At 58.7% G+C, this 24,504-nt stretch carries 21 protein-coding genes; 10 read left to right on the top strand and 11 right to left on the bottom strand.

Going from position 1 to position 24,504, the window contains the following annotated elements:
- Window positions 1-493 precede the first annotated feature (493 nt).
- Entirely contained in the window at window positions 494-2,209 is a 1,716-nt protein-coding gene (gene leuA, locus HFD87_RS04875) for a 2-isopropylmalate synthase (protein WP_089414204.1), read from the top strand.
- Here leuA and HFD87_RS04870 read toward each other — a convergent pair.
- Both HFD87_RS04870 and HFD87_RS04865 read right to left on the bottom strand, forming a co-directional pair.
- Window positions 2,130-2,909, bottom strand: coding sequence for a helix-turn-helix domain-containing protein (locus tag HFD87_RS04870; RefSeq protein WP_061901464.1), 780 nt, complete (start codon window positions 2,907-2,909; stop codon window positions 2,130-2,132). The genes leuA and HFD87_RS04870 overlap by 80 nt on opposite strands.
- Complete coding sequence (locus HFD87_RS04865; protein WP_167423012.1) at window positions 2,906-3,796, bottom strand: NAD(P)-dependent oxidoreductase; 891 nt, start codon at window positions 3,794-3,796, stop codon at window positions 2,906-2,908. Before HFD87_RS04865 ends, HFD87_RS04870 begins: the two co-directional genes overlap by 4 nt.
- A 165-nt stretch (window positions 3,797-3,961) precedes the next feature.
- Here HFD87_RS04865 and pqqU point away from each other — a divergent pair, with 165 nt between their 5' ends.
- The 3 genes from pqqU to HFD87_RS04850 all read left to right on the top strand — a co-directional run bounded on the left by pqqU (window position 3,962) and on the right by HFD87_RS04850 (window position 7,308).
- Complete coding sequence (gene pqqU / locus HFD87_RS04860) at window positions 3,962-6,082, top strand: TonB-dependent receptor PqqU (protein ID WP_170933467.1); 2,121 nt, start codon at window positions 3,962-3,964, stop codon at window positions 6,080-6,082.
- A 91-nt stretch (window positions 6,083-6,173) separates the two neighbouring features.
- Window positions 6,174-6,998 carry an RNase A-like domain-containing protein gene (locus HFD87_RS04855; RefSeq protein WP_167423011.1) on the top strand — a complete coding sequence of 275 codons (825 nt, stop codon included), beginning with the start codon at window positions 6,174-6,176 and terminating at the stop codon, window positions 6,996-6,998.
- Window positions 6,967-7,308, top strand: coding sequence for a contact-dependent growth inhibition system immunity protein (locus tag HFD87_RS04850; RefSeq protein WP_033779224.1), 342 nt, complete (start codon window positions 6,967-6,969; stop codon window positions 7,306-7,308). Before HFD87_RS04855 ends, HFD87_RS04850 begins: the two co-directional genes overlap by 32 nt.
- Before the next feature lie 13 nt (window positions 7,309-7,321).
- Here HFD87_RS04850 and HFD87_RS04845 read toward each other — a convergent pair whose 3' ends face one another.
- From HFD87_RS04845 to HFD87_RS04835, 3 genes are all read right to left on the bottom strand, one after another.
- The gene (locus HFD87_RS04845; RefSeq protein WP_109650288.1) at window positions 7,322-7,882 is read right to left on the bottom strand and encodes an isochorismatase family protein; all 561 of its coding nucleotides are present in this window, start codon (window positions 7,880-7,882) and stop codon (window positions 7,322-7,324) included.
- A gap of 15 nt (window positions 7,883-7,897) precedes the next feature.
- Window positions 7,898-8,323 (bottom strand): MarR family winged helix-turn-helix transcriptional regulator, encoded by a 426-nt coding sequence (locus tag HFD87_RS04840; protein ID WP_010245273.1) that lies wholly within the window; start codon window positions 8,321-8,323, stop codon window positions 7,898-7,900.
- A 66-nt stretch (window positions 8,324-8,389) separates the two neighbouring features.
- Window positions 8,390-8,947 (bottom strand): helix-turn-helix domain-containing protein, encoded by a 558-nt coding sequence (locus HFD87_RS04835; RefSeq protein WP_167423010.1) that lies wholly within the window; start codon window positions 8,945-8,947, stop codon window positions 8,390-8,392.
- A gap of 84 nt (window positions 8,948-9,031) precedes the next feature.
- Between HFD87_RS04835 and HFD87_RS04830 the strand changes: the two genes are divergently transcribed.
- From HFD87_RS04830 to HFD87_RS04815, 4 genes are all read left to right on the top strand, one after another.
- Entirely contained in the window at window positions 9,032-10,243 is a 1,212-nt protein-coding gene (locus HFD87_RS04830; protein WP_155740623.1) for a benzoate/H(+) symporter BenE family transporter, read from the top strand.
- 172 nt (window positions 10,244-10,415) lie between these two features.
- A complete protein-coding gene (locus tag HFD87_RS04825; RefSeq protein WP_167423009.1) occupies window positions 10,416-11,777 on the top strand; it encodes an SrfA family protein in 1,362 nt (453 codons plus the stop codon).
- 2 nt (window positions 11,778-11,779) lie between these two features.
- The gene (locus HFD87_RS04820; RefSeq protein ID WP_010670101.1) at window positions 11,780-14,743 is read left to right on the top strand and encodes a virulence factor SrfB; all 2,964 of its coding nucleotides are present in this window, start codon (window positions 11,780-11,782) and stop codon (window positions 14,741-14,743) included.
- The gene (locus tag HFD87_RS04815; RefSeq protein WP_167423008.1) at window positions 14,740-17,106 is read left to right on the top strand and encodes a virulence factor SrfC family protein; all 2,367 of its coding nucleotides are present in this window, start codon (window positions 14,740-14,742) and stop codon (window positions 17,104-17,106) included. Before HFD87_RS04820 ends, HFD87_RS04815 begins: the two co-directional genes overlap by 4 nt.
- Here the strand turns inward: HFD87_RS04815 and HFD87_RS04810 are convergent.
- From HFD87_RS04810 to HFD87_RS04800, 3 genes are all read right to left on the bottom strand, one after another.
- Window positions 17,103-17,366: a barstar family protein gene (locus HFD87_RS04810; protein WP_010670099.1), complete on the bottom strand. Its 264-nt coding sequence runs from the start codon at window positions 17,364-17,366 to the stop codon at window positions 17,103-17,105. The genes HFD87_RS04815 and HFD87_RS04810 overlap by 4 nt on opposite strands.
- Window positions 17,367-17,368: 2 nt before the next feature.
- Window positions 17,369-17,803: a ribonuclease domain-containing protein gene (locus tag HFD87_RS04805; RefSeq protein ID WP_010245306.1), complete on the bottom strand. Its 435-nt coding sequence runs from the start codon at window positions 17,801-17,803 to the stop codon at window positions 17,369-17,371.
- A gap of 86 nt (window positions 17,804-17,889) precedes the next feature.
- A complete protein-coding gene (locus tag HFD87_RS04800) occupies window positions 17,890-18,231 on the bottom strand; it encodes a helix-turn-helix domain-containing protein (RefSeq protein WP_009090299.1) in 342 nt (113 codons plus the stop codon).
- A gap of 302 nt (window positions 18,232-18,533) precedes the next feature.
- Here HFD87_RS04800 and HFD87_RS04795 point away from each other — a divergent pair, with 302 nt between their 5' ends.
- Together HFD87_RS04795 and oqxB are read left to right on the top strand one after the other, a co-directional pair.
- A complete protein-coding gene (locus tag HFD87_RS04795; RefSeq protein WP_010245312.1) occupies window positions 18,534-19,688 on the top strand; it encodes an efflux RND transporter periplasmic adaptor subunit in 1,155 nt (384 codons plus the stop codon).
- A 12-nt stretch (window positions 19,689-19,700) separates the two neighbouring features.
- A complete protein-coding gene (gene oqxB / locus HFD87_RS04790) occupies window positions 19,701-22,853 on the top strand; it encodes a multidrug efflux RND transporter permease subunit OqxB (protein WP_167423007.1) in 3,153 nt (1,050 codons plus the stop codon).
- 235 nt (window positions 22,854-23,088) lie between these two features.
- Here the strand turns inward: oqxB and HFD87_RS04785 are convergent, their stop codons facing one another.
- The 3 genes from HFD87_RS04785 to HFD87_RS04775 form a co-directional block, all read right to left on the bottom strand.
- Window positions 23,089-23,514 (bottom strand): type II toxin-antitoxin system HicB family antitoxin, encoded by a 426-nt coding sequence (locus HFD87_RS04785; RefSeq protein WP_010245317.1) that lies wholly within the window; start codon window positions 23,512-23,514, stop codon window positions 23,089-23,091.
- A 22-nt stretch (window positions 23,515-23,536) separates the two neighbouring features.
- Window positions 23,537-23,719, bottom strand: a complete 183-nt coding sequence (locus tag HFD87_RS04780) for a type II toxin-antitoxin system HicA family toxin (RefSeq protein ID WP_010245321.1) — start codon at window positions 23,717-23,719, stop codon at window positions 23,537-23,539.
- Window positions 23,720-23,915: 196 nt separating this feature from the next.
- Window positions 23,916-24,410 carry an Rrf2 family transcriptional regulator gene (locus HFD87_RS04775; RefSeq protein ID WP_010245324.1) on the bottom strand — a complete coding sequence of 165 codons (495 nt, stop codon included), beginning with the start codon at window positions 24,408-24,410 and terminating at the stop codon, window positions 23,916-23,918.
- Window positions 24,411-24,504: the final 94 nt, after the last annotated feature.

Below are 24,504 nucleotides of genomic sequence, written 5' to 3'. Positions count from 1 at the left end.
GTCGGTTTTTTTGGCGCATACCAGGTGTGCAGGTTTTTCATTAAGCTGAGCATGAATAAACGAATATCCTCCCTTAACAAGGATAGTCCTGCTTATTCCTTTTTCAGCGAAAACAGACTGTCAGTAAGTCGGTGGATGATATATTTATCACGACTGTGGATGTTTGCAGGAATCTGCTATCTCGGAACAGCGCTGGCTGTTCTGATATTGAGCATTCTCAGGTGAAAACTAAGCTTATCGCCACATAACGTTACTAGCCCATTATGTGGGCTTAGTACGCGACTACAGCGCCTATCCAGCACCAAATCTGCCATCGACTTAAAGCCCTTCAATGCTCCATCAGCCATCTGCGCTTTCAGGCGCAACAGCCCTGTTACAGTTTGAGTATTCGCCTTGATGTGTATTGTCACTTTTGCGCGTCAGGTTGTCAGCCCTGCGCGCGCGGACCCGGAGGCGTGTCGGCAGACTGATAAAAAAACCACAGGAGACTCTTATGCTGACCCGACCCGCTGATAAATATCGTCCCTCCCCGCTGATCACCCTGCCCGATCGCCAGTGGCCCTCACGCCAGCTGACCCAGGCGCCGCGCTGGCTCTCCACCGATTTGCGTGACGGCAATCAGGCGCTGGCAGAACCGATGGATCGGGAACGCAAAATGGCCTTCTGGGATCTGCTGCTGCGCTGCGGGTTCCGGGAGATCGAGGTCGCCTTTCCCTCTGCGTCGCAGACTGATTTCGATTTCGTCCGCGACCTGATTGAGCAGCAGCGTATCCCGGAGGATGTGACGTTACAGGTGCTGACTCAGGCGCGGGAGGACCTGATTGCCCGCACGTTTGTGGCGCTGCAGGGTGTGCCACGCGCCATCGTACATCTCTATAACGCCACCGCGCCGCTGTTTCGCGAGCGGGTATTTAAACAGAGCAAAGCGGAAATCGTGGCGCTGGCCACCGCTGGTGCACGGCAGATCCGCGCCGAATGCGAGGCGCAGCCGGAAACCCACTGGACCTTTGAATATTCGCCAGAGACCTTCTGCTTTACCGAGCCGGAGTTTGTGCTGGAGATCTGCGAGGCGGTAGCCGATGTCTGGCAACCGGACGCCCAGCGCCCGATGATCATTAACCTTCCTGCCACGGTAGAGGTGAATACCCCCAACGTTTATGCCGATCAGATTGAGTATTTCTGCCGTCACTTCAGCCGCCGTGATGCCGTCTGCATCAGCGTGCATCCGCACAACGATCGCGGCACCGGCGTTGCCTGCGCAGAACTGGCGCTGCTGGCGGGCGCTGACCGGGTCGAGGGCTGTCTGTTTGGTAACGGTGAACGCACCGGCAATGTGGATCTGGTGACGCTGGCGCTGAATCTCTATACCCAGGGCGTTTCGCCCCAGCTCGATTTCAGCCAGATGCATGAGGTGATTGAAGTGGTAACCCGCTGCAACCAGCTGCCGGTTCATCCGCGCCATCCTTATGCGGGCGAGCTGGTCTTCACCGCCTTCTCTGGTTCTCATCAGGATGCGATTAAAAAAGGGTTCGCCATCCGCGCCGAACAGCAGGAAACAGAGTGGCAGATGCCCTACCTGCCATTGGACCCGGCCGACATTGGCTGCAGCTATGAGGCGGTGATCCGCGTTAACAGCCAGTCGGGAAAAAGCGGGGCCGCCTGGCTGCTGGAGCAGAATCACGGGTTACAAATGCCGCGAGCGCTGCAGCAGGATTTCAGCCGCTGTGTTCAGCAGGAGACTGACCGGCACGGCGGAGAGATGACGCACTACGCGCTGTGGCAGCTCTTCTGCCGCCAGTATGGCGTCACGCAGCCCGCGGTGGCCTTACAGCGGGCTGACAGCCAGAGTGACAGTGGCGGGCAGACGCAGATTAGCGCCAGCGTGGTGTATCAGACGCAATCGCTGATGCTGACCGGCAGCGGCAACGGCTGGCTGTCGGCGGCGGTCAATGCCCTGCGCAGCGCGTTTGATCTGCATCTGACCATTGAGGACTATCACGAGCATACGCTGGGACGACGCAGTGACAGCCGCTCGGTGGCCTATATCAGCTGCGTGGATGCCCGTGGCGCGCGAGCCTGGGGAGTGAGTATCGACAATGACACCGCCCGCGCCGCCCTGCAGGCGCTGCTCAGCGCGGCAGGCCAGTTTCTGCAGGCGGAAAATAGTCAGTCGGAGAGACGCCCAGCAGACGACGAAACATCGCACTAAAGGCGCTGGGGCTTTCATAGCCCAGTTCCAGCGCCACCCGCAGCACGGAGTCGCCCTGAGCCAGTCGCGTCAGGGCGATAGCCAGTCGGGCACGCCGCACCCAGTCGCTGAACTGCAGGCCGGTTTCGCGCATAAAATGGCGGGCCAGAGTGCGGCCCGAGACATTCAGGTGGGCGCTGGCCCGCAGCAGCGTCCAGCTCTCACCGGGCGTCTGCTGAATCAGCTCGCACAGCGCCTGTAAACGGGGACTGTCGGGCGTTGGCAGCGCAAAGGGCAGCACATCCATGCCGCGGATTTCATCCAGAATCAACTCCATCACCCGCTCGGCCCGACTTCCTGCGGCGTAACGCTCTGGCAGGATCAGCGCCGTAACAATCAGCTCGCGCAGCAGCGGTGAGATTTGCACCACCTGACAACTGGCGGGCAGATCGGCGCGCGCCAGCGGATCGATAAACAGCGTGCGCGCCGCCACACTGCCGGTAATCTGCAACGCATGACGGGTAAATGCGGGCAGCCAGACGCCGCGACTCGGCGGCACAATCCAGCTGCCATACTCCGTCTCCACCCGTACCACGCCGCTCAGGGTGTGGATCAGCTGGGCACAGGCGTGCTGGTGCCAGGGTTCGCTGGCACCGTGCAGGTAATCGTGCGCCAGCGGCACCAGCGGACGCGTGCTGAAGTCAAAATGCTGCTGACTCATTGCGCCTTCAGGTAGCGGTAGATCACCGCCAGATCCTCTTCACCGTGTCCGGCCTCCACCGCCTGCTGCCAGAGCTGGGCGATATTCTCCAGCGCCGGCAGCGGCGTCTCTGCGGCATCCAGCGCCAGGCGGGCATCTTTCAGCGCCCAGACCAGATGCATCTGCGGCGTGAAGTCGTCGCTGGCGATCATCCCGAGCTTCATTTTCGCATAGGGTGCGGCCAGCGGACCGCCCTCCAGCACCTGCCAGAGATCGTCGGTGGAAAAGCCGAACTGCTCTGCCAGCCGGGTACTCTCCGCCAGGCTTTGCATCATGCCAATCAGCCAGCTGTTGATCACCAGCTTCATCCGGGTGCTTTTTCCCGCCTCGCCCAGCCACTGAGTGCCTTTACTGATGGCAGCAAATACCGCTTCTGCGGCCTGCGCCCGGCTCTGATCGCCGCTGGCCAGCACCAGAATCTGCGCATTCTCTGCTGGTGCTTTGGTGCCGGAGACTGGCGCATCGATCAGTAACAAATCGGGGCGTTTTTCTGCGAAAAAGGCGATCAGCGCGTCGGTTTTTTCTACGCCGATGGTGCCCATCTGGCAGAGCGTCGCGCCCTGCTTAAACGCCTCTTTGACCTGATGCAGCACCTGCTCAGTGGTGTCGCCATCAGACAGCATGGCGATCACGACATCTGCTTCACGCACCGCCTCGGCTGGCGAGTCAGCCAGCTGCAAACCCGCATCCAGCAGATCTTCGCCGCGCGCGCGGGTGCGGTTCCAGCCATGAACGCGAAAGCCATTTTTCAGCAGGTTGGCGGCAAATGCGTGCCCCATTGCGCCTAATCCCAGAACCGCCACTTCAGGTTGTTTCATGCTGACTCCCGTGAGTTTTTTTGTCTGCATCCGGGTGAATCGGACGCCATATCACTGCAAAAGATGGATTCCAGCCTGGCGGTAAACAGAGAAAAAATCCAGCCCGAAACGATGTACCCCAGCGCATCAAACCCTTACCATATGCGGAAATTGTTCCACCTGGTTCATATCCTCTCTTTTTTCAGGCCACATATAATGAAAATAATCTCTCTGCGCCAGGCGACGCTGTTGATGTTGCCTGCCATTTTGCCACTGCCGCTGCTGGCGGCGGATAATGACAATACCCTGGTCGTCACGGCTGCACCGCCGGAAACGGGCCTTAACGAACTCGATACGCCTGCGGCCCTGAGCGTGGTCAGTGGCGACGATATGCGCCAGGCAGCACCGCGCGTTAACCTGTCGGAAAACCTCAGCAGCGTGCCGGGTCTGCAGATCCAGAACAGGCAAAATTACGCACAGGACCTGCAGCTGTCGATGCGTGGCTTTGGCTCCCGCTCAACCTACGGCGTACGCGGGCTGCGCATCTATGTGGATGGCATCCCGGCCACCATGCCGGATGGTCAGGCGCAGACCTCCAATATCGATATCGGCTCAATTGATCATGTTGAGGTGCTGCGCGGCCCGTTCTCTGCGCTTTATGGCAACGCTTCGGGTGGCGTGATCAATGTCACCACTCAGCAGGGTCAGCAGCCGACCACGCTTGAAGCCAGCAGCTGGTACGGCAGCTATGGCAGCTGGCGCAACAGCGTGAAAGCCAGCGGTGCGACCGGTGACGGCAGCCATGCCGGGGATGTTAACTACACCGTCTCCGCCTCACGCTTCACCACTCACGGCTATCGTGATCACAGCGCTGCGCAGAAGAACCTTGGCAACGCCCGACTGGGTGTGCGTATTGATGATGTCAGCACCCTGACGCTGCTGTTTAACAGCGTTCACATTGACGCGCAGGATCCCGGCGGCTTAACCGAGGCGCAGTGGCGTGAGAATCCACGTCAGGTGGTCAGCAACGTCCCGCTTTATAACACCCGTAAGACTGTCGATCAGACTCAGGGCGGCCTGCGTTATCAGCGCCAGATGAGTGAAAATGACGACCTCAGCGTGATGCTCTATGCGGGCATGCGCGAAACTACCCAGTTCCAGTCGATCCCTGCAGCCGTGCAGCGCAACCCGTCTCATCCCGGTGGCGTGATCGCCCTGACCCGCCACTATCAGGGCGTCGATACCCGCTGGACCCATCGCGACACGCTGCTGTCGATTCCGGTGGCGCTGACCGGCGGACTCGACTACGAAACCATGACCGAGCGCCGCAAGGGCTATGAAAACTTCACGGTCAGCAACGGGGTGACACAGCTGGGCGAACAGGGCAATCTGCGCCGCAATGAGCGTAACCTGATGTGGACGCTCGATCCCTATCTGCAGACCGCCTGGCAACTGACCGATAAGCTGTCGCTGGATGCGGGTGTGCGGTTCAGCACCGTTAACTTTGACTCTGATGACTTCTATATTCAGCCCGGTAACGGCGACGACAGCGGTGATGCGCGCTATCACAAATGGCTGCCCGCTGCGGCACTGAAGTATGCCTTTGACCCAGGCTGGAACGCGTGGATCTCCGCCGGTCGCGGCTTTGAAACCCCGACCATTAATGAGCTCTCTTACCGTTCAGACGGCGCGACCGGTCTGAATCTGGGGCTGAAACCGGCCACCAGCGATACGCTGGAGATTGGTAGTAAGAAACGCATCGGCAATGGCCTGATCAGCGCGGCGCTGTTCCAGACCGATACCCAGGATGAGATTGTGGCGGATGCCAGCAGTGGCGGACGCACTACCTATAAAAATGCCGGTCAGACCCGCCGTCGCGGTCTGGAGTTAAGCCTGGATCAGCAGTTTGCCTGGGACTGGCGGCTGAAGATGGCCTACACCCTGCTGGATGCGCGCTATCGCACTAATGCCTGCGGCAGCGACAGCTGTGACGGCAACCGCATTCCTGGTATTGCCCGTAACATGGCTTACGCCGGACTCGGTTACCTGCCGGAACAGGGCTTTTATGCAGGCAGTGAGGTGCGTTATCTGAGCCAGATCGCCGCTGAAGATCAGAATAGCGTGAACACCCCGTCCTACACCGTTGCAGCGGTTAACAGTGGCTATAAGTGGCTGGTTGAGAACTGGACGCTGGATCTGTTTGGCCGGGTCGATAACCTGTTTGATCGGCACTATGTGGGTTCAGTGATTGTGAATGAGAGTAATGGACGCTACTTCGAATCTGCGCCGGGCCGCAATTACAGCGTCGGTTTAACGCTGGGTTACGCCTTCCGCTAAAACAATTCGGGCCACGGTTGTGGTAGCCCGGATCTTCCCTTCACACGCGAATCAGGCGCGCGAATTGAATTTCTTTTAAGGATTGATTGTTATGGACAACGAGCTACAAATTGCAATGTCTCCGGTACATCTTGCTGCGGTGATTTCCGATAAGTCAGTTACTGAATCCGAGGGAATGAGCAACCGTCTTATGGGTGGTCTTGACCTGCTCATGGGTAGTCTGGAGTTGGCTGGTGCAACCGCATTGTGTATGGCTCCCGAACCCACCGGGATAACCAAGGCAGCATGTATTGTCGTTGGTGCTCACAGTATGGATAGCATTAATGCTGCAGCTAACCGGGTGCTGACCGGCCAGAATACCCGAACTGCCACCTACCAGACGGCTGTTGCTCTCGCAAAGAAATTTGGCGCTGACGACACAGCAGCATGGAATATCGGTCTGGTCATAGATGTGGGTGTTCCAGCTGCCTTTGGACTTACTGTTAGTGCAGCCCGTGTTGTATACGTCCGGGCGGGTACGTTTAAAATTGCTGAGCATGAGGCTGTCAGCTCTGTAAGGGCTGGCGGCCACACCATTGCTAAGCACGTTGCAATTTCTGATAATGATTTACTCGCCAGGCTGGCCCTCAGCCCAAATATGCACTCAGTATCATCATATTATTCAGTTCAGATTGCAGAAAAAGCGATCAGCTCAGCCCTGAAAGCTAACCGATTCAGGATCATTCATTGGGCGAACTGGGGGAATAACGCCAGTCCTCTGGAACTGGTATATCGTAGCAGGGCTGCTGTGGGTTATGGATTCAGGCAGGGTAAAGCGACAAAAGAAACCTGTTACGCTGTGCGCGTGGTGCTGCTTAAGCAAACTTATAACGGGAAACCTTACTATGTTCTCACGTCTTATCCGTGGATGGGGTGATAAACCCGAGAAACAATACCCGGCGCTAACCGGCATGTTAAGAGTGTTTTTAAGCTGCCACCATGACGACTTTGGCAGTACCCTCGAAGAAATGCTCCAGAGCTATATTGATCATGACATGCCTGTTATTGAAGCGCGGAATGAAATAAACATCCTGCTTCAGAATGAGGATGACGATTTGAATGTCATTATGTCAGCGATTGCTGATGAAGAGTTTCGTCCGGCCCCCTGGGGAGAAACATGGCGCAGTTTTTTGATAAGAGCTATGTCTGCCCTAAACGGGCCACCGTCGCGGTGGCCCGACGCTTAACGTCACACGCCAATCAGGCGCGCGATTTTAACTGCGCCTTAATATCCTCACAGCTGCCGGTTTCACCCAGGCGCGGGAAGATCAGGTTCACGCTATTGTTGTGCGTATCCAGGTTGAGATCGGTCATCGCATCGGTCGCCAGCGTGACGTTGTAACCCAGCTCATACGCCTGTCGTGCGGTGGACTCCACGCCGATACTGGTCGCGATACCACAAATCACTACCTGAGTAATGCCGCGCTTTTGCAGCTCATCGTGCAACGCCGTGGCGTGAAACGCACCCCAGGTTTTCTTGGTGACCGTAAGGTCATTTTGCTGTGGGGTCATCGCCGGAACCAGCGTCGCCCAGTCGGCGGGCAGTTCGCCGCTGTGACGTGCCTGCTCATTGCGGCCCGGCGCCCCACCAGCCACGTTAACCAGCACAACCGGCAGATCGTGCGCGCGAAACGCCTCAGCCAGTCCGGCACAGCGTTCGATCACCGGCTGCGGTTCATGAACCAGCGGCAGCGCCACAATGCCATGTTGCAGGTCGATAACAATCAGCGCAGTTTTTGCATCAAGTGTGGTTACAGCCATGTTGAATCCTCAGATTTAATAGTCAGTGAGTCGTTGCAGCAGAGGGAGAACGTCGGTCAGTTGCTGCTGTTCTGCCGGACTCAGTCGCGCTTCCAGCGTCCGGACCAGCCAGTCATCGCGCATCGCGCGACTCGACGTAATCACCGCCAGGCTGGACGTCGTGGGAAGATAGCGGGTTTTACGGCCATCATGGGGATCCGGCTCGCCCGTCACCAGTTCTGCCGCCAGTAACCCAGCGACGGTCGCGCCCATTGACTGGGTGCGTACGCCCTCGGCCGCCGCCAGTTGCGTCACCGTCATCGCTCCATCGCGAACCAGATGACCCAGCACCGCGACCTGCGACCAGGTTAATTCGCCAGGCGGTGCTGACTCGCGCAACCGGCGGCCCAGCTTGCCCACCAGCATGCGCAGCATTGCAGCGGATTCAGTCAGATCGCTCATTACACGTCTCCATCGATAAGCGAAAGTATAAAGATACGAAGGTAAACTGTGTAGTTTGCTCAGGTATCATTTTGTAACGTCCGGGCGCTGCAGATAGTGGATCAGACTGTGGAAGCGCAGCGGCGTGCTGAGCGGGTTACGGTAGCTGTGCAGCACATCGGCCCTGAACTGGAACGCCTCCCCGGCGAGCAGACGTCGCCAGAGGTCACCGACGCCCAGCAATAGTTCGCCCTCGATGATCACCACCTGCTCCACACAGCCCGCTTCATGGGGCGAAGAATGACTCTGCGCGCCCGCTGCCAGCTCCACCGCCAGCAGATCAAAACGCAGTTGCGGATCGTAAGGCAGCAGCGACCGTACCGACATGTCGGCATTGGGCTGACTGAATCCAGGCGCGGCGCCTGAAGGCAGTACGCTGCCGTCGATAAAAAAGGAAAAAGGAACGTTGAAACCGGTGGCAATCTTCCACAACGTCGCCACGGTGGGACTCGATTCGCCGCGCTCAATCTGGCCCAGCATCGCTTTACTGACGCCGGTTCGCTCCGCCGTCAGCGTCAGGCTCCAGCCATTGGCCTGCCGCAACTGTCTGAGCGCGCTGCTCAGGTGTTGCTGAAAATCCGCCATTTTTTCTCCTGCTTTCTCGTCATCCTGGTGAGTGACGTTATGGCAATAGTGTAACACTTGTGCGTTATAGCGCATCATGCGACCATGTGCGCTATAACGCACAATCTCATAAAGAGTCTGACCATGACGAGAGCGGAACCTCCCCGTTTTACCCTGCCGATGCTGGTTTCCGGCTTCGTGGCTGTGCTGGTGGGCTACAGCAGCAGTGGCGCGATTATCTATCAGATGTTTCAGGCGGCGGGCGCCACGCCCGCGCAGATTGGCGGCTGGCTGTCGGTGCTGGGCATTGCGCAGGGGATCGCTTCGCTGAGCCTGTCACTGCGCTACCGCATGCCGGTGCTGGCTGCCTGGTCAACGCCCGGCGCTGCGCTGCTGGCGACCAGTTTTCACGGCATTTCGCTGAATGAGGCGGTAGGCGTCTTTGTTTTCGCCAACCTGCTGATCGTATTGTGCGGCGTCACCGGCCTGTTTGCCCGGCTGATGAACTACATTCCTGCCTCGCTGGCAGCGGCGATGCTGGCAGGTATTCTGCTGCGCTTCGGGCTGCAGACCTTTGCCGATTTGCAAAGTAACTTTGTACTGTGCGGCAGCATGTGCCTGGCCTGGCTGCTGGCCCGCCGCTGGCTGGCCCGCTATGCAATTCTGGTCACGCTGCTGGTGGGTGTTGCCGTCGCGCTGGCACAGCACGCCATCCACTTTCCGCCGCAGCCGATTAGGCTGACAATGCCGGAAGTCGTGATGCCGCACTTTACCCTCACCACGCTGCTGGGGATCGGCGTGCCCTATTTCCTGGTGACGATGGCGTCACAGAACGCCCCCGGCATCGCCACGCTGCAGGCGCACGGCTACCGTCCACCCGTCTCTTCACTGATGAGCTGGACCGGATTAATTGCGCTGCTGCTGTCGCCATTAGGGGGGTTTTCGGTCTGCGTGGCGGCGATTACGGCGGCCATCTGCATGAGCGATGAGGTCGACCCAAATCCTCAGCAACGCTGGCGTGCGGCGGCGCTGGCGGGGATCTTCTATCTGCTGGCGGGCGCGTCCGGTGCGCTGATCGCCGTGCTGTTCAGTGCCCTGCCTGTGGTGCTGATTGAGGCGCTGGCGGGTCTGGCTCTCCTTGCCACGCTGGGTGGCAGCCTCCACCGCGCACTGGATCTGCCTGCCGAACGCGACAGCGCGCTGATCACCTTTCTGATCACCGCATCCGGCGTTTCGCTGCTGGGCATTGGTCCGGCCTTCTGGGGACTGGCGGGTGGCGTCATCGCCCACCTGTTGCTGGTGCGCAAATCCGGCTGATTGCGTCATACTCTCTGAAATAGCGGTGGTTTTTCCGTCAGCCGGTGAAAAAAACAGTGGATTTACCCCCTTTTTCTGCCGTTTGATTTGTCATTGCCCCGCGTAAAATCAACCTAATCGTCGATAACACGCGATTTTCTGCCTCAGACAACGACCGATAAGGGCCCAACAGGTGGCAAAAACTTTTCTGCGCAGCGGTAATTTAGATGCAGTTCTGGCGTTAGGTGAAAATGGCCAGCCGGTCTACGCTTCAGCATTGCAAATTCGTGAAACCCTGCGCCTGCGCCGTCAGAGCGCACTGGCAGATTGCCTGGCCATTCCTCAGGCCAATGAACGGGGCGATCGCCTCGACTGGTATGCCCCTTTTAGCGGCCGGGTCAAATCCTGGCTGGGTGCCAGCGATCATGAACGTCGCGCGGCGCTGCAACAGCTCACCGCCTGTCAGCAGGATATGCAGGATCTCAGTACGCGCGCGCGCGCGGCAGAGAATCCATCAATGCGGCTGTTTGGTGCGCTGCTGAGCAAAACCCTGCAATTCCCCGACCAGCAGTATGTCTATCTGGTTGATGGCAAACCGGTCATCACCTTCTGGGGCTTTGTCGATGCCCAGGCGCGTAGCCGCGATGACGCGCTGGCCTGCCTGCGTGACACGCTGGAAGAGAACCTGCCGGTGGCGCTGGTTGAACCGCTGCCTGAGCTGCCTGCCGCGCCGGTCATCGCTGAACCAGAGATAATCACTGAGCCCGAACCTGAACCTGTGGCTGAACCGCTGCCGGTTGCGGCACCCGTTGAAGCTCAGCCGGCGACGCCTGTAGCGGCTCGCCGCCGTTTCCGCGTCTGGTATCTGTTACCGCCGGTGGCGATTGCTGCTGCCGTGACGGTGGCCGTGTTGCTGCATCGTTCTGAACCCGTAAAAACACCGGTTGCCACTGCGAAGCCAGCGTCAACCCCGGCGACGGTATCCACTCCGGCCCCTGCTGCGACTCCGGCACCGGTTGCGGCGACACCGTCTGTCACGCCACCTGCAGAGCAGGCAGCACCGGAAAAACTCCCTGAATCGCAGCCGCAGAAACCGGCCAACACCACCACCGATACCGCACCGGCAGACGCATCTGCTACCCTTGCCACAACGGTGACGGCGCCGGTTCCGGCCAAACCCGATGACCTGATCGTGACGCCGGATGCGGTGCGCGATGGCCAGGTTAGGGTGATTGATGGCCGCTGGCGTGTCACTATCGACCAGATGCCGACGCCAACCGGTAAGCCTCCGGTAATGCGCTTCCAGTTTAAAAACGGCAAAGGCAGCGTGCAGATCGCCCAGGGCAATACTACCTGTAAAGCGGATGTCAGCGCGGCCATGACCAGCGCCGGTAACCTGGTGATTGAAAGCCGCTACACGGCGAAGTGCCAGAACAGTTCGCGCTACCGTATGCCGCTGCTGGTCTGCCATGCGAGTATCGGCGCCGCAGTATGTGAAGCGCAGTATGCTGATGACCGGGTCTTCCCGATGACGATTAAGCGTGAGAGTAAATAACGATGCTGGCTCCCCTGATCGATGACAAACAAAAAATTTCGCTGATTGAAAACAGCGGCGTGCAGTTTCTGGATTTCGGCCTGCAACTCTCAGATACCCCGGCGCGCCGCCAGTTTGTGCGCCAGACCGCCAACGGCCCGCTGCTGCGCCTGAACGTCGATGGCAACAGCGGTAAGTTCCTGCTCTATCCGGAAGATGGCGGCGCTGCGGAAGTGGTGCGCCCGGAGTCTGATATCGCGCTGGCGGACTCGCTCTCTCTGCTGTCAGCCTGCTGGCTGCCGCTGCCGATGCTGCGCTGTGCCAGCGGACGTCGTTTTATCGGCGGTCCTGAAAACTGGGCGCGGATGCGTCTGGTTGCGCTGCCCGCGCCCGATGCAGCGGGCAATACCCATCGCGTCAGCCTGGCCTTTGATACCCGCTGCGTGGCGGAACAGGATGGCGGTGAACAGCTCGGCCTCAGCACGGCTGATGCTCAGAACGGTGTGACCTTTGCGCTCGCCTGGCACAACTACGAGCTGGGTGATTTTCTTGACCTGACCTGGGTTGACGGCTGGCTGCGCGAATCCTTTACCGACCGCGTCTCCGATCGCCGCGAACAGGCGATTAATCAGGCGCTGCGCGAGTTTGAGTATCAGGCGCACTACCTCAATCTGCTGGAACTGCTGGGCGAACAGCTCGACCTCAGCGAGATCCATATTCAGGCTGCCACGCTGCAGACCCCGGCGGTCAATGTCGATATCATTCTGGATGTCGGTAACTCCCATACCTGCGGCATTCTGGTGGAAGATCACCCGGAAGAGAGCAACGGCCTGAAGCAGACCTATGAGCTGCAGCTGCGCGATCTGTCGCAGCCGCATCAGGTTTACAACGAGCTGTTTGATAGCCGTCTGGAGTTTGCCGAGACCCGTTTTGGCAAAGCGAACTTCTCGCTGGAGAGCGGTCGTGAGCAGGCCTTTATGTGGCCTTCTCTGACCCGCGTCGGCCGTGAAGCGAGCCGTCTGGCCCTGCAGCGTGTGGGACTGGAAGGCAGCACCGGCCTCTCCAGCCCGCGCCGTTATCTGTGGGATGAGGCGCGCTATCAGCCAGGCTGGCGTTTTAACACGCCCGGCGAGCAGGCTGAACCGTTGGCCTATGCCGCACCCTTTACCACCCTGCTCAACGACGAAGGCCAGCCGCTCTCGACGCTGGCACCCGACGATCGTCTGCCGGTCTTTTCTCCGCACTACAGCCGCAGTTCGCTGATGACCTTTATGCTGTGTGAGCTGCTGGCTCAGGCGCTGATGCAGATGAACAGCGCGGCACAGCGTCAGCGGATGCCACAGAGCCACGCGCCGCGTCAGCTGCGCCATGTGATCCTGACGCTGCCGTCAGCGATGCCGAAGCCGGAGCGTGAAATTTTCCGCCGCCGGATGCAGGAAGCGCTGGCGCTGGTCTGGAAAGCGGAAGGCTGGCTGGCTGACGAAGATGACCTTTCACCAGCACTGCCACGTCAGAACCCGAAACCGCTGCCGGATGTGCAGATGGAGTGGGATGAAGCGACCTGTGGTCAGATGGTCTGGCTGTTTAATGAAACCCAGGTCAACTTTGCCGGTCGCGCCGAAGACTTTTTCAGCAGCATGGCCCGTCCGGATCGCCCGCGCGATGCTGACGAACTGCCAGGCAAGAGCCTGCGCATCGCCTCGATTGATATCGGCGGCGGCACTACTGACCTCGCCATCACCCAGTATCGTCTGGATGATGGTCAGGGCAACAACGTCAAAATCACGCCGCGACTGCTGTTCCGCGAAGGCTTTAAAGTCGCGGGCGACGATATCCTGCTGGATGTGATTCAGCTGTGGATTTTACCGGCGCTGCAGCAGCATCTGCAGAAAGCGGGCCTGACGCTGGCGGAACCGCTGATGAACAAGCTGTTTGGTCACGACAGCCGCATGGACGGTCAGGCCACGCTGCGTCAGCAGATCACCTTACAACTGTTTATTCCGCTGGCGCAGGCGGTACTGGAACGCTACGAAAACTGGGATCCGCTGGAGAGCCACGCGGAGATCAACGCACTGTTTGGCGAGCTGGTCGATCAGCCGCCGGGCGAAGCGGTACTGGCCTTCGTCAACGGCGAGATTCAGCGCGAGCTGGGCGGTAACAGCCGCTTTGACCTGCTGCAGGTACCGCTGGTGGTGAGCCTGTCACAGCTGCACGGTGAATTTATGCAGCACCGGATGGCGATTATCCCGGCGCTGCGTTCAATGTGTGAAGTGGTGTCGCTCTATCAGTGTGACGTGCTGCTGCTGACCGGTCGCCCGTCGCGCTTCCCGGGCATTCAGGCGCTGGTGCGTCATCTGCAACCGCTGCCGGGCAGCCGTATACTGTCGCTGGAAGGCTATCACACCAGCGACTGGTATCCGTTTAACAAACATGGCCGCATCGACAACCCGAAATCGACCGCGGCGGTCGGCGCGATGCTCTGCCTGCTGGCGCTGGATCTGCGCCTCAGCAGCTTCTGGTTCCGCGCAGGCGATTTTGAACCCTACTCGACGATTCGCTATCTTGGCATGCTCGACGAAAACCAGGCGCTGACGGACGAGAACCTCTGCTACAGCGAAATTGACCTCGACGATCCCGGCTATGTGCTGGATAAAAAGCGCAGTTTCCGTATTCGCGGCAACGTCTGTCTCGGCTTCCGCCAGCTTGATAACGATCGCTGGCCCGCCTCGCCGCTCTATAGCCTGACGCTGAACGACGCGACCCTGGCGCGTAAAGTGGCCGGTGAGAGCGTGCTGCGCATCCGGCTGGCGGTAAAAGCCGGACCCGACGCGTCCGGCCCGGAAAGTCTGGTGCTGAGCGATGCCCGCCTGGATGATGGCACCCGCGTGCCGCTGGAGCAGTTGAGTCTTAAGCTGAATACCCTGTCGGCGACCGGCAATGCCAATGCGCAATACTGGATTGACAGCGGGAGCGTGTGTAAACGATGAAAGCCCTGAAACCCCGTCAGCCGCAAACGCTGGCAAAACGTCTTGGCCTGTTGCAGGACGCCCTGAATAACAGTCTGGCCTGGATTGAGAGCAGCCGTGAGCAGTCGCCGCGTCTGGCGCTGGAAGCAGAAACCCTGACGCTGCAACTGCGCCAGGCGCGCGTGCAGACTCAGGCGCTGGCGCAGCAGGTGGCGCGTCCGGTGACGCTGGCGCTGTTTGGCCAGTCGCAGGCGGGTAAAGCCTGGCTGCTGAACGAAATGGTGGCCGATGCACAGGGCCAGTTAGTGACCCGCATGGGTGATAAACTGCTGAACTGGTTTCAGCATATCAATCCCGGCAACCTCGATTTTGCTACCGCCACCCGTTTCAGCCATCAGCGCGAGCCGCTTTCAAACGAGTGGCCGGTTGAACTGACGCTGCTGAGTGAAGCGGAGATCGTACGGCTGATAGTCGCCTGTGCCGGCGCGACAACGCCCGACACCGCACAGATCGACAGCGCACTGCAGCGCCTGCAGCGTCATCGTCTCGCCACGCCGCTGGCGGGTCTGGAAGGCGATGCGCTTGTAACACTCTGGTCCTGGTGCCGTCGCCGTGCGCACCACGATGCGCGGCTTGATCGTCATTTCTGGCCGCAGGCGGTTGAGCTGGCGCCCTGGCTCAGCGTTGACGACCGGGTACAGCTTTTTTCACTGCTGTGGCCTGGTCAGCCTGAACTGAATGAGATGCTGCGCACCCTGCTGCATCTGCGTCACCAGTTGCGTAACAGCAGCCGGGTGCTTGCTCCACTGAGCCTGCTGACCGACACATCACTGCTGCCGGCCGAGCAGCTGATTGTGCCGGCCAGTGAGCAGGATCAGCAGCAGCTGGTGGAAGTCTGCCCGCTGAATGGTAACCGCATCGGTAAGGCGCAGAACGTGCCACTGGGATTACTGGCGCTGCTGACGCTGGAAGTGCTGGTCCCGCTGAGTTCCACACCGCGAACCGCGCTCTATGATGATGCCGATATGCTGGAACTGCCCGCGCCAGGCCAGTCCGGTGACGCGGCAACCCAGGAAGATCGTCAGCGCCTGCAGCAGCAGGATCCGCTGCGTGCCCAACTGCTGGAACAGAAACGTGCCCTGCTGCCCGGTTTTTACGCCGCGCGTCAGGCAATCGATCTGCTGCTGGTCTGTACCGCAGCCAGCCAGCGTCAGGATGCCGACCTCGCCAGCGAAACGCTGCGCGAATGGCAGCGTCAGCAGCCTGCACAGGAATCCGCAGAGAAACCGCGTCTGATCTGGGCGATTACCCCTTTCGACGCCCGCCATCAGCAGGTCAATGTGGATGAAGCGGTGCAGCGTCAGATGGGACAGCCCGGTCAGCACTGGGGATCGATGCTGGCACTGGATCGCGCGGGCGTCGACCGCATGGCGAGCTGGTTGCAGGATGAGATGCAGCCGGAAGCGCGCCGCGACATGCTGCTGGCTCAGTTGGCGCAGATTCAGCACACTGTGGTGGAGCGGCGTTTATTGCCCTGGACCGAAGCGGGTGCCAGCCCGGAACAGGCGGCACGCAAACAGAATATCGCCGATACGCTACTGAAGTGTTTACAGCATCGGACCGGCCTGCATGGCGAGCTGCTGGAACGCCTGCAGCCGCCGCGTGAGGCGCTGCGTCAGCTGTGGCTCAATCAGTCGGCCTTGCAAGGCAGCAAACCGGCCAGTATTCAGGCCCCGGAAAATCAGTTTGGCATCGGGTTTGAATTTGACCTGTTCAGTGAGAGCCCGGCTGAAGCGCCGGTTCAGCCGCGTCAGAGTCTGCAGAGCGCGCAGCACTATCCGCGTCAGGTGCTGCTGCTGTGGCTGGATCATCTGCGTCAGCTGCCGGAAAACCGCAGCCTGCTGGCGTTGCTGAACGTGGATAAGCCAACGATGGAGTGGCTGGTTGAAGAGCTGATCACGGCCGGATTCCGCACCGATATCGCGCAAAAGCTGCAGCAGGCGCTGCATGAGCCCGATACGCAGAGCGTCAGCCATGAATCACGCGCGGATCGTCAGGTGACGCGGGCGATGACGGTGCTGGGGGATTTTGTGGCCTGGCTCGGCTTTTTACAGCGTCCTGAAAATGAACGCCCTTCCAGCCGCGTTAACCGGGGTCAGGTGATTTTCTCGCGGCCTCCGGCTCCCAGCGTCAGCTTCAGTTCCGGTCAGCGTCTGACCAGACTCTCTGCCGCCCCGGCCAACCACACGGCCTACTATATCTACGACTGGCTGGTGGGGCTGAACCAGGTCATCATTGAGAACAATGGTTACACTGGCGGCGGCGATCTGCCACTGGCAGCACGCGAAGCGCTGGTTGCGCTGCTCAAGCCGCTACGCGCTTAATCAATGATCAGGCGCAGTTCGCCCTCCAGCGACTGCGCCGCCTCTTCCAGCAGCGCCAGCACCGGCGCTAAATCGGCCTGATGCGCGGCATAGTGCTGCAACCACATTGTCGCAGGCAGCGCCATCCCGCCCGTCAGCCAGTCCCATAACGCATCCAGATTATGTCCGAAGGTCTGCGGACAGCCGCTCTGCTCAGCAAACTGCTGATAAAACGCCGCGCGCGTGGTGAGCTGACGCAGGTCAAAGGTCAGATTAAGCATGATCAGGGCACCTGCCTGAAACTGCGGTAGTGATCGGTGGAGAGAAACACCAGCCCGTCAGAGGAGTAAACCAGGCGATCGGCGTCGCGATGCCCGCAGCGATAATTCACATCCGCTTCATACCACTGACGGCCCGCACGCGCGGGCAGACGCTTTTCACGGTTCGTAAAGCGATCGCCGCCAATGGCTTTGCCTGGCAACACGTCACACAGGTTGCCTTTGGCCGGATTCCAGCCACGCTTGCGCGCGTCGTTTTTGGTGAGGTAGTAGTCCGGCAGTTGCTGATGCTGCAGCACCCAGCGCGCCACGGTATGGGCGTCAGTCAGGGTGGCGATATCCGCCTGGGCAGGGGCTGAAACGGAATTCAGATAGGGTTTAAGGCCGTAGAAACAGGCCGCGAGGACGAGAAAAAGTCCAATCCAGAGTTTTTTTGACATGATGGCATCCGTGACGACAGGACGCAGATGATACCAGTTTTGCGCGCAGAGAAAAGCGCGGGCCAGACAAGCTGGCCCTGGCGAGGTTATGCTGCGTGCGAATCCCCGCTGTGCCGACGCCATGCACCCGGCGCGACGCCATACTGGCGTTTGAAGCTGCGGTTAAAGGATTGCTGGGAGTCGAAACCTAACGATATCGCCACATTGAGAATCGGTTCATCAGTGCTGGTCAGGCGGTCGGCTGATTTCTTCAGCTTCTTAACCCGGATGTATTCACCCAGTGGATAACCGGTGTGCTCTTTAAACATGCGCTGCAGGTGCCATTTGGAGTAGCCCGCGCGCTCTGAAACGGTATCCAGATCCAGACGTGCTTCGATGTTGTTATCAATCCAGTCGATTAAATCGTGAATAAAAGCATCACTCATCATTCCAGTCTCTCCTGTCGCCGTGGCGAAAAGTATTAGTATCAGTTGCAGTTACACTTAAGGGTGGCTGACTATGCCATTTAATGCAAGTTTTATTAGTACATTAAATGCCGCACTATTTGTGTGGTTTTAGCTAAGTTGTTCAGGCTTTCATCGCCCTGCCCTAAACCGCACATAAAGTGTATCTGTTATTCTTGCAGTTGCCAGCCACGCAAGCCTACACTCACCGCGATTAATTGCAATCTTAAAAGTTGCAAATATTGGCCTGCAGGCCGCCTGTTTATATCTATCGCGGAATAACAACAATGATTACGAACCGGGTTCGTCAGGGTTTAACCCTCTTAGGGATGGTACTGCTCATCACGCAACTGAGCGGCTGCGATAAAGGTGTGGCGCAAAACGCCGCTCCCCCGCCGCCTGAAGTGAGTGCCGCACCCGTGCTGATCAAACCGGTCAGTCAGTGGGATAATTTCAATGGCCGGGTTGAAGCGGTGCAGAGCGTGCAGTTGCGTCCGCGCGTCTCTGGCTACATTGATGCCGTTAACTATCGTGAAGGCGATGAGGTCAGAAAAGGTCAGGTACTGTTTACCATTGATGACCGGAGTTACCGCGCGGCGCTGGAGCAGGCCAAAGCGGAACTGGCCCGGGCGCGCAGTCAGGCGAGTCTGGCCCGCAGCGAATCGGGCCGCAGCGAGAAGCTGATCGGCACGCAGGCGATTTCCCGCGAAGCGTGGGAGCAGCGTCGTTCTGCCGCCAGTCAGGCGCAGGCGGATGTGCTGGCAGCAGAGGCCGCGGTCGATATGGCGCAGCTGAACCTCGACTTCACCCGCGTTACCGCGCCGATTGATGGCCGCGCCAGCCGGGCGATGATCACCGCCGGTAACCTGGTGACCGCCGGCGACAGCGCCAGTGTGTTAACCACGCTGGTGTCGCAGCAGCAGATGTATGTCTATTTCGATGTCGATGAGAACACCTTCCTGAACTATCAGGCGATGGCGCGTCAGGGCCAGCAGCGCCATGCGCTGCCGGTTGAGATTGCGCTGGTCGGCGAACAGGGTTTCCCGCACCAGGGCAAAATTGACTTTCTGGATAACCAGCTGACCGCCAGCACCGGCACCATTCGTATGCGCGCCCTGCTCGACAATCAACAGCGTCAGTTTACGCCTGGCCTGTTTGCCCGCGTGCGTCTGCCCGGCAGCGCGCAGTTCGAGGCGGTGCTGATCGATGATAAAGCGGTATTGACCGACCAGGATCGCAAATATGTCTACGTGGTGGATGGCGAAGGTAAAGCGCAGCGGCGCGATATCCAGCCTGGCGCGATGGTGGATGGTTTGCGCATCGTTAAATCGGGTCTGCAATCCGGCGACAAGGTCATCATCGCCGGTCTGCAAAAAGTATTTATGCCCGGCATGCCGGTCACTGCTCAGCCGGTCGCCATGCGTGCGGCAGCCGCTCAATAACCCGAGGCCGCTATGGACTTTTCCCGCTTTTTTATCGACCGGCCCATTTTTGCTGCGGTGCTGTCGATCCTGATTTTTGTGACCGGGGTGATTGCCATCCCGCTGCTGCCAGTCAGTGAATATCCCGACGTGGTGCCACCCAGCGTGCAGGTGCGCGCCGAGTATCCAGGCGCTAACCCGAAAGTGATTGCGGATTCCGTGGCGACGCCACTGGAAGAGGCAATCAACGGCGTCGAAAACATGATGTACATGAAGTCAGTAGCCGGTTCTGACGGCGTGCTGGTGACCACCGTCACCTTCCGTCCAGGCACCGATCCTGATCAGGCGCAGGTACAGGTGCAGAACCGCGTAGCGCAGGCGGAAGCCCGTCTGCCGGAAGATGTTCGTCGGCTGGGGATCACCACCCAGAAGATGTCGCCGACCCTGACGCTGGTCGTCCACATGTTCTCACCGAACAATACCTACGATTCGCTCTACCTGCGTAACTACGCCACCCTCAAGGTGAAAGATGAGCTCGCCCGGCTGCCGGGTGTCGGTCAGATTCAGATTTTCGGCGCAGGCGAGTATGCGATGCGCGTCTGGCTTGATCCTAATAAAGTGGCGGCGCGTGGTCTGACCGCCTCTGACGTAGTGACGGCGATGCAGGAGCAGAACGTGCAGGTCTCTGCCGGTCAGCTGGGTGCCGAGCCGCTGAAAAAACAGAGCGATTTTCTGCTGTCAATCAACACCCAGGGACGACTGGAGAGCGAGCAGCAGTTTGGCGATATCATCCTGAAAACCTCGGAAGATGGTTCGCTGGTGCGGCTGCGCGATGTGGCGCGGATTGAGATGGGCTCGGGCAGCTATGCCCTGCGCTCGCAGCTGAATAACAAAGATGCGGTTGGTATCGGTATCTTCCAGGCACCTGGCGCCAACGCCATCGACCTCTCCAATGCGGTTCGCGCCAAAATGGATGAGCTGGCGACCCGCTTTCCCAACGACGTGAAATGGGCCGCGCCTTACGATCCGACGGTGTTTGTCCGCGACTCGATTAAAGCCGTGGTGCAGACCCTGCTGGAAGCGGTCATTCTGGTCGTGCTGGTGGTGATTCTGTTCCTGCAGACCTGGCGCGCCTCCATCATCCCCCTGCTGGCGGTGCCGGTTTCGATAGTTGGTACCTTTAGCGTGCTCTATCTGCTTGGCTTCTCGCTGAATACGCTGAGCCTGTTCGGGCTGGTGCTGGCGATTGGTATCGTGGTGGATGACGCCATTGTGGTGGTGGAGAACGTCGAACGTAACATTGAGATGGGGCTGTCGCCGCGCGCCGCTGCGCATCAGGCGATGCGTGAGGTCTCCGGGCCGATCATCGCCATTGCGCTGGTGCTGTGCGCGGTGTTTGTGCCGATGGCGTTTCTCTCTGGCGTCACCGGGCAGTTCTACAAGCAGTTCGCCACTACCATCGCCATCTCTACAGTGATCTCTGCCATTAACTCGCTGACGCTCTCGCCTGCGCTGGCGGCGATGCTGCTAAAAGATCATCACGCGCCGAAAGACCGGCTGACGCGGATCATTGATGCGCTGTTTGGCTGGCTATTCAGGCCGTTTAACCGCTTCTTCCAGCGCAGTGCCCATGGTTATGAATCGCTGGTGGGCCGTACGCTGCGTCGCCGTGGCGCCGTGTTTGGCGTCTATATTCTGCTGCTGGCGGGTGCCGGATTTATGTTCCACACCGTGCCGGGTGGATTTATTCCGACGCAGGATAAGCTCTACCTGATTGGTGGCGTGAAGATGCCGGAAGGTTCCTCTCTGGCGCGCACGGATGAAGTGATTCGTAAGATGAGCGAAATCGGTATGCAGACCGAAGGCGTCGCCTATGCGGTCGCGTTCCCTGGCCTGAATGCATTGCAGTTCACCAATACGCCGAACAGCGGCACGGTGTTCTTCGGTCTGAAGCCGTTTAATGAGCGCAAACATACGGCGGCGGAGATCAACGCTGAGATCAATGCGAAGATCGCTCAAATCCAGCAGGGCTTTGGCTTCTCGATTATGCCACCGCCGATTCTGGGGCTGGGCCAGGGCTCGGGCTATTCGCTCTATGTGCAGGACCGGGCGGGTCTGGGTTATGGCGCACTGCAGACGGCGATTAATACGCTGTCGGGCAGCATCATGCAGACGCCAGGGATGCACTTCCCCATCTCCTCTTATCAGGCCAACGTTCCGCAGCTTGATGTGAAGGTAGACCGGGATAAAGCCAAAGCGCAGGGAGTATCGCTGACCGCGCTGTTCAGCACGCTCCAGACCTATCTTGGCTCGTCGTATGTGAATGACTTTAACCGCTTTGGCCGCACCTGGCGGGTGATGGCGCAGGCTGACGGGGATTTCCGCGACAGCATCGAAGATATCGCTAACCTGCGGACCCGAAACGATCGCGGTGAGATGGTGCCGATTGGCAGCATAGTCAACATTACCACCACCTACGGTCCCGACCCGGTGATCCGCTATAACGGCTATCCGGCGGCGGATTTGATTGGTGATGCCGACCCACGCGTACTCTCCTCGGCGCAGGCGATGAGTCAGCTCGAAGCGATGTCCGGTCAGCTATTGCCAAACGGCATGAACATCGAGTGGACCGATCTGAGTTATCAGCAGTCAACGCAGGGCAATACCGCGCTGATTGTCTTCCCGATGGCCGTGTTGCTGGCGTTCCTGGTGCTGGCCGCACTGTATGAGAGCTGGACGCTGCCGCTGGCGGTGATCCTGATTGTGCCGATGACCATGCTCTCTGCGCTGTTTGGCGTCTGGCTGACTGGCGGTGACAACAACGTCTTCGTGCAGGTCGGACTGGTGGTGCTGATGGGGCTGGCCTGTAAGAACGCGATTCTGATCGTCGAGTTTGCGCGGGAGCTGGAGATTCAGGGCAAAGGGATTGTGGAAGCGGCGCTGGAAGCGTGTCGCCTGCGTCTGCGTCCGATTGTGATGACCTCCATCGCCTTTATCGCCGGTACAATACCGTTGATTCTGGGTGAAGGCGCGGGTGCAGAGGTCCGTGGCGTTACCGGTATTACGGTCTTCTCCGGCATGCTCGGCGTGACGCTGTTCGGCCTGTTCCTGACGCCGGTGTTCTACGTCGCCCTGCGCAAGCTGGTGACGCGCCGGTCAGGTAGTGCATCGTCCGTGACGGCGTAAACCGTAAAAGTTAAAAGGGGCGACCATATGATCGCCCCTTTTTTTTGCCTGTGATTCACTGATTCCAGCAGACCCCGCCTTGCAGGTTAGCGCCGCTTCAATCTTTCATTCAGCGTTTCAATGATAAACGCATTCAGCGAGGTTTCATTGATCATGGCGGGTTGCCCGGCGACATTAGCCAGATCTGAATTATTATTCATCTTTGACCTCCAGCGTTCTGCTTGCGGGCAGATGATCAGGTACGAATTTCAATCCGGGCTTTGCGTCCCAGCTGAGCCAGCGCCAGCTCCACATTTTCGACTTTCGATGAGTGCTCTACATCCAGTAGTCGATCAACCTGTGGGCCATTCACGCCCAGCTGGCGTGCCAGATCGACTTTACGGGTGCCGGTTTCAATCATTGCGTTGTAAAGTGCCGCTTTCATTGCCACCAGTACAGGCACAGAGACAATGTACTCTCCTTCCAGCGGTTTACTGGCAACCGGAATCGGACGACGCGTATCCATCTCGAGAGAGATTGCCGTCACCAGTCCATCTTCGGCTTCTGCAAGTGCTTCCTCAACGGTGTCACCGACGGAATGCAGTAACGGCAAATCACGACACGAGACCTCATAGGTATCGGTTTTGGCGTCATGAGTTAATCTGACGGCATAATTAAACATAGAGTTACCTCTCTGATCGGGCTCACAGGCCCAGATCTTTTAAAATTTTTCTGCGCGTACCTTCAGGCATTTCTTTTGCTCCGTGATCCGGAAAAATGGATTGCCTGTCGCCCAGGAAGACCTTGAAATGGCTGCTTCCACTGCGGTGCTTAGTCAAAATAGCGCCCTGCTGAATGAGCCAGCGTCTGAATTCACTGTACTTCATCGCGTTCCCTCGCTGTGTATAACAGCAAGAATAACATTGGTGATAATCAATACAACATTAATGTTGTGATGGATGCTGAATTTTCAAATGATTGATCAGCTTCAGCGTGATAACCGACCCCAGGAAAGTGAGTTATTGGCTTATGGCAGATTTGAGGCAGGAAGTTAGTGACCAGCAGGCATAAAAAAGCCGCTAATCAGCGGCTTTTTTTGCAGAGATCATCAATCTCTTCGGGTTCAGGTTCCGGCACGGCGGTGCAGTTGCTGGTGTCGCGTTTCTTCAGTTCGTTCAGTGCATCTGCCACGGTGCGTTTTGCCAGCACATCCAGCGACGCCTGCTCGGCTTCATCGGCTATCGACTTGAAGTACCAGCAGAGGTTGGCACTGACCAGACAGCGTGGCGCGACGTCGGGACGCGCGGCCCAGATTTTTTTGTCTTCGATCACTGAGACATAGATATCCCGCAGAGTAATTTCCGCAGCAGGACGGCCCAGATGAATCGAACCGGTACGGCCCAGCGTGGAGACGATAATGCCGTCACGGGTCAGCGGGACCATTAATTTTCGTATGAAACTGGGATTCGCTTCCAGCCCGTAGGCCAGAATCGCGCTGGTAGAGCGTTTTCCCATTTGCTCCGCCATCGCTACGCTCAGAACCATTTGCAAAGCTGTCGGGAAGCGGTAATCAAGCATTTCTTTATCCTGAGTTGCGGTGCATCTTATTGTTTTATTGCCGCATAAGTGAACAATCAATGAGCAATAAATATAACAAACACTGTTGCTTTTT

The organism is Pantoea sp. EKM21T, assembly GCF_011800405.1.
Taxonomy (GTDB): Bacteria; Pseudomonadota; Gammaproteobacteria; order Enterobacterales; family Enterobacteriaceae; genus Pantoea; species Pantoea agglomerans.
Note: the sequence above shows the minus strand (reverse complement) of the source record. Positions and strands in the feature narration are given on the sequence as shown.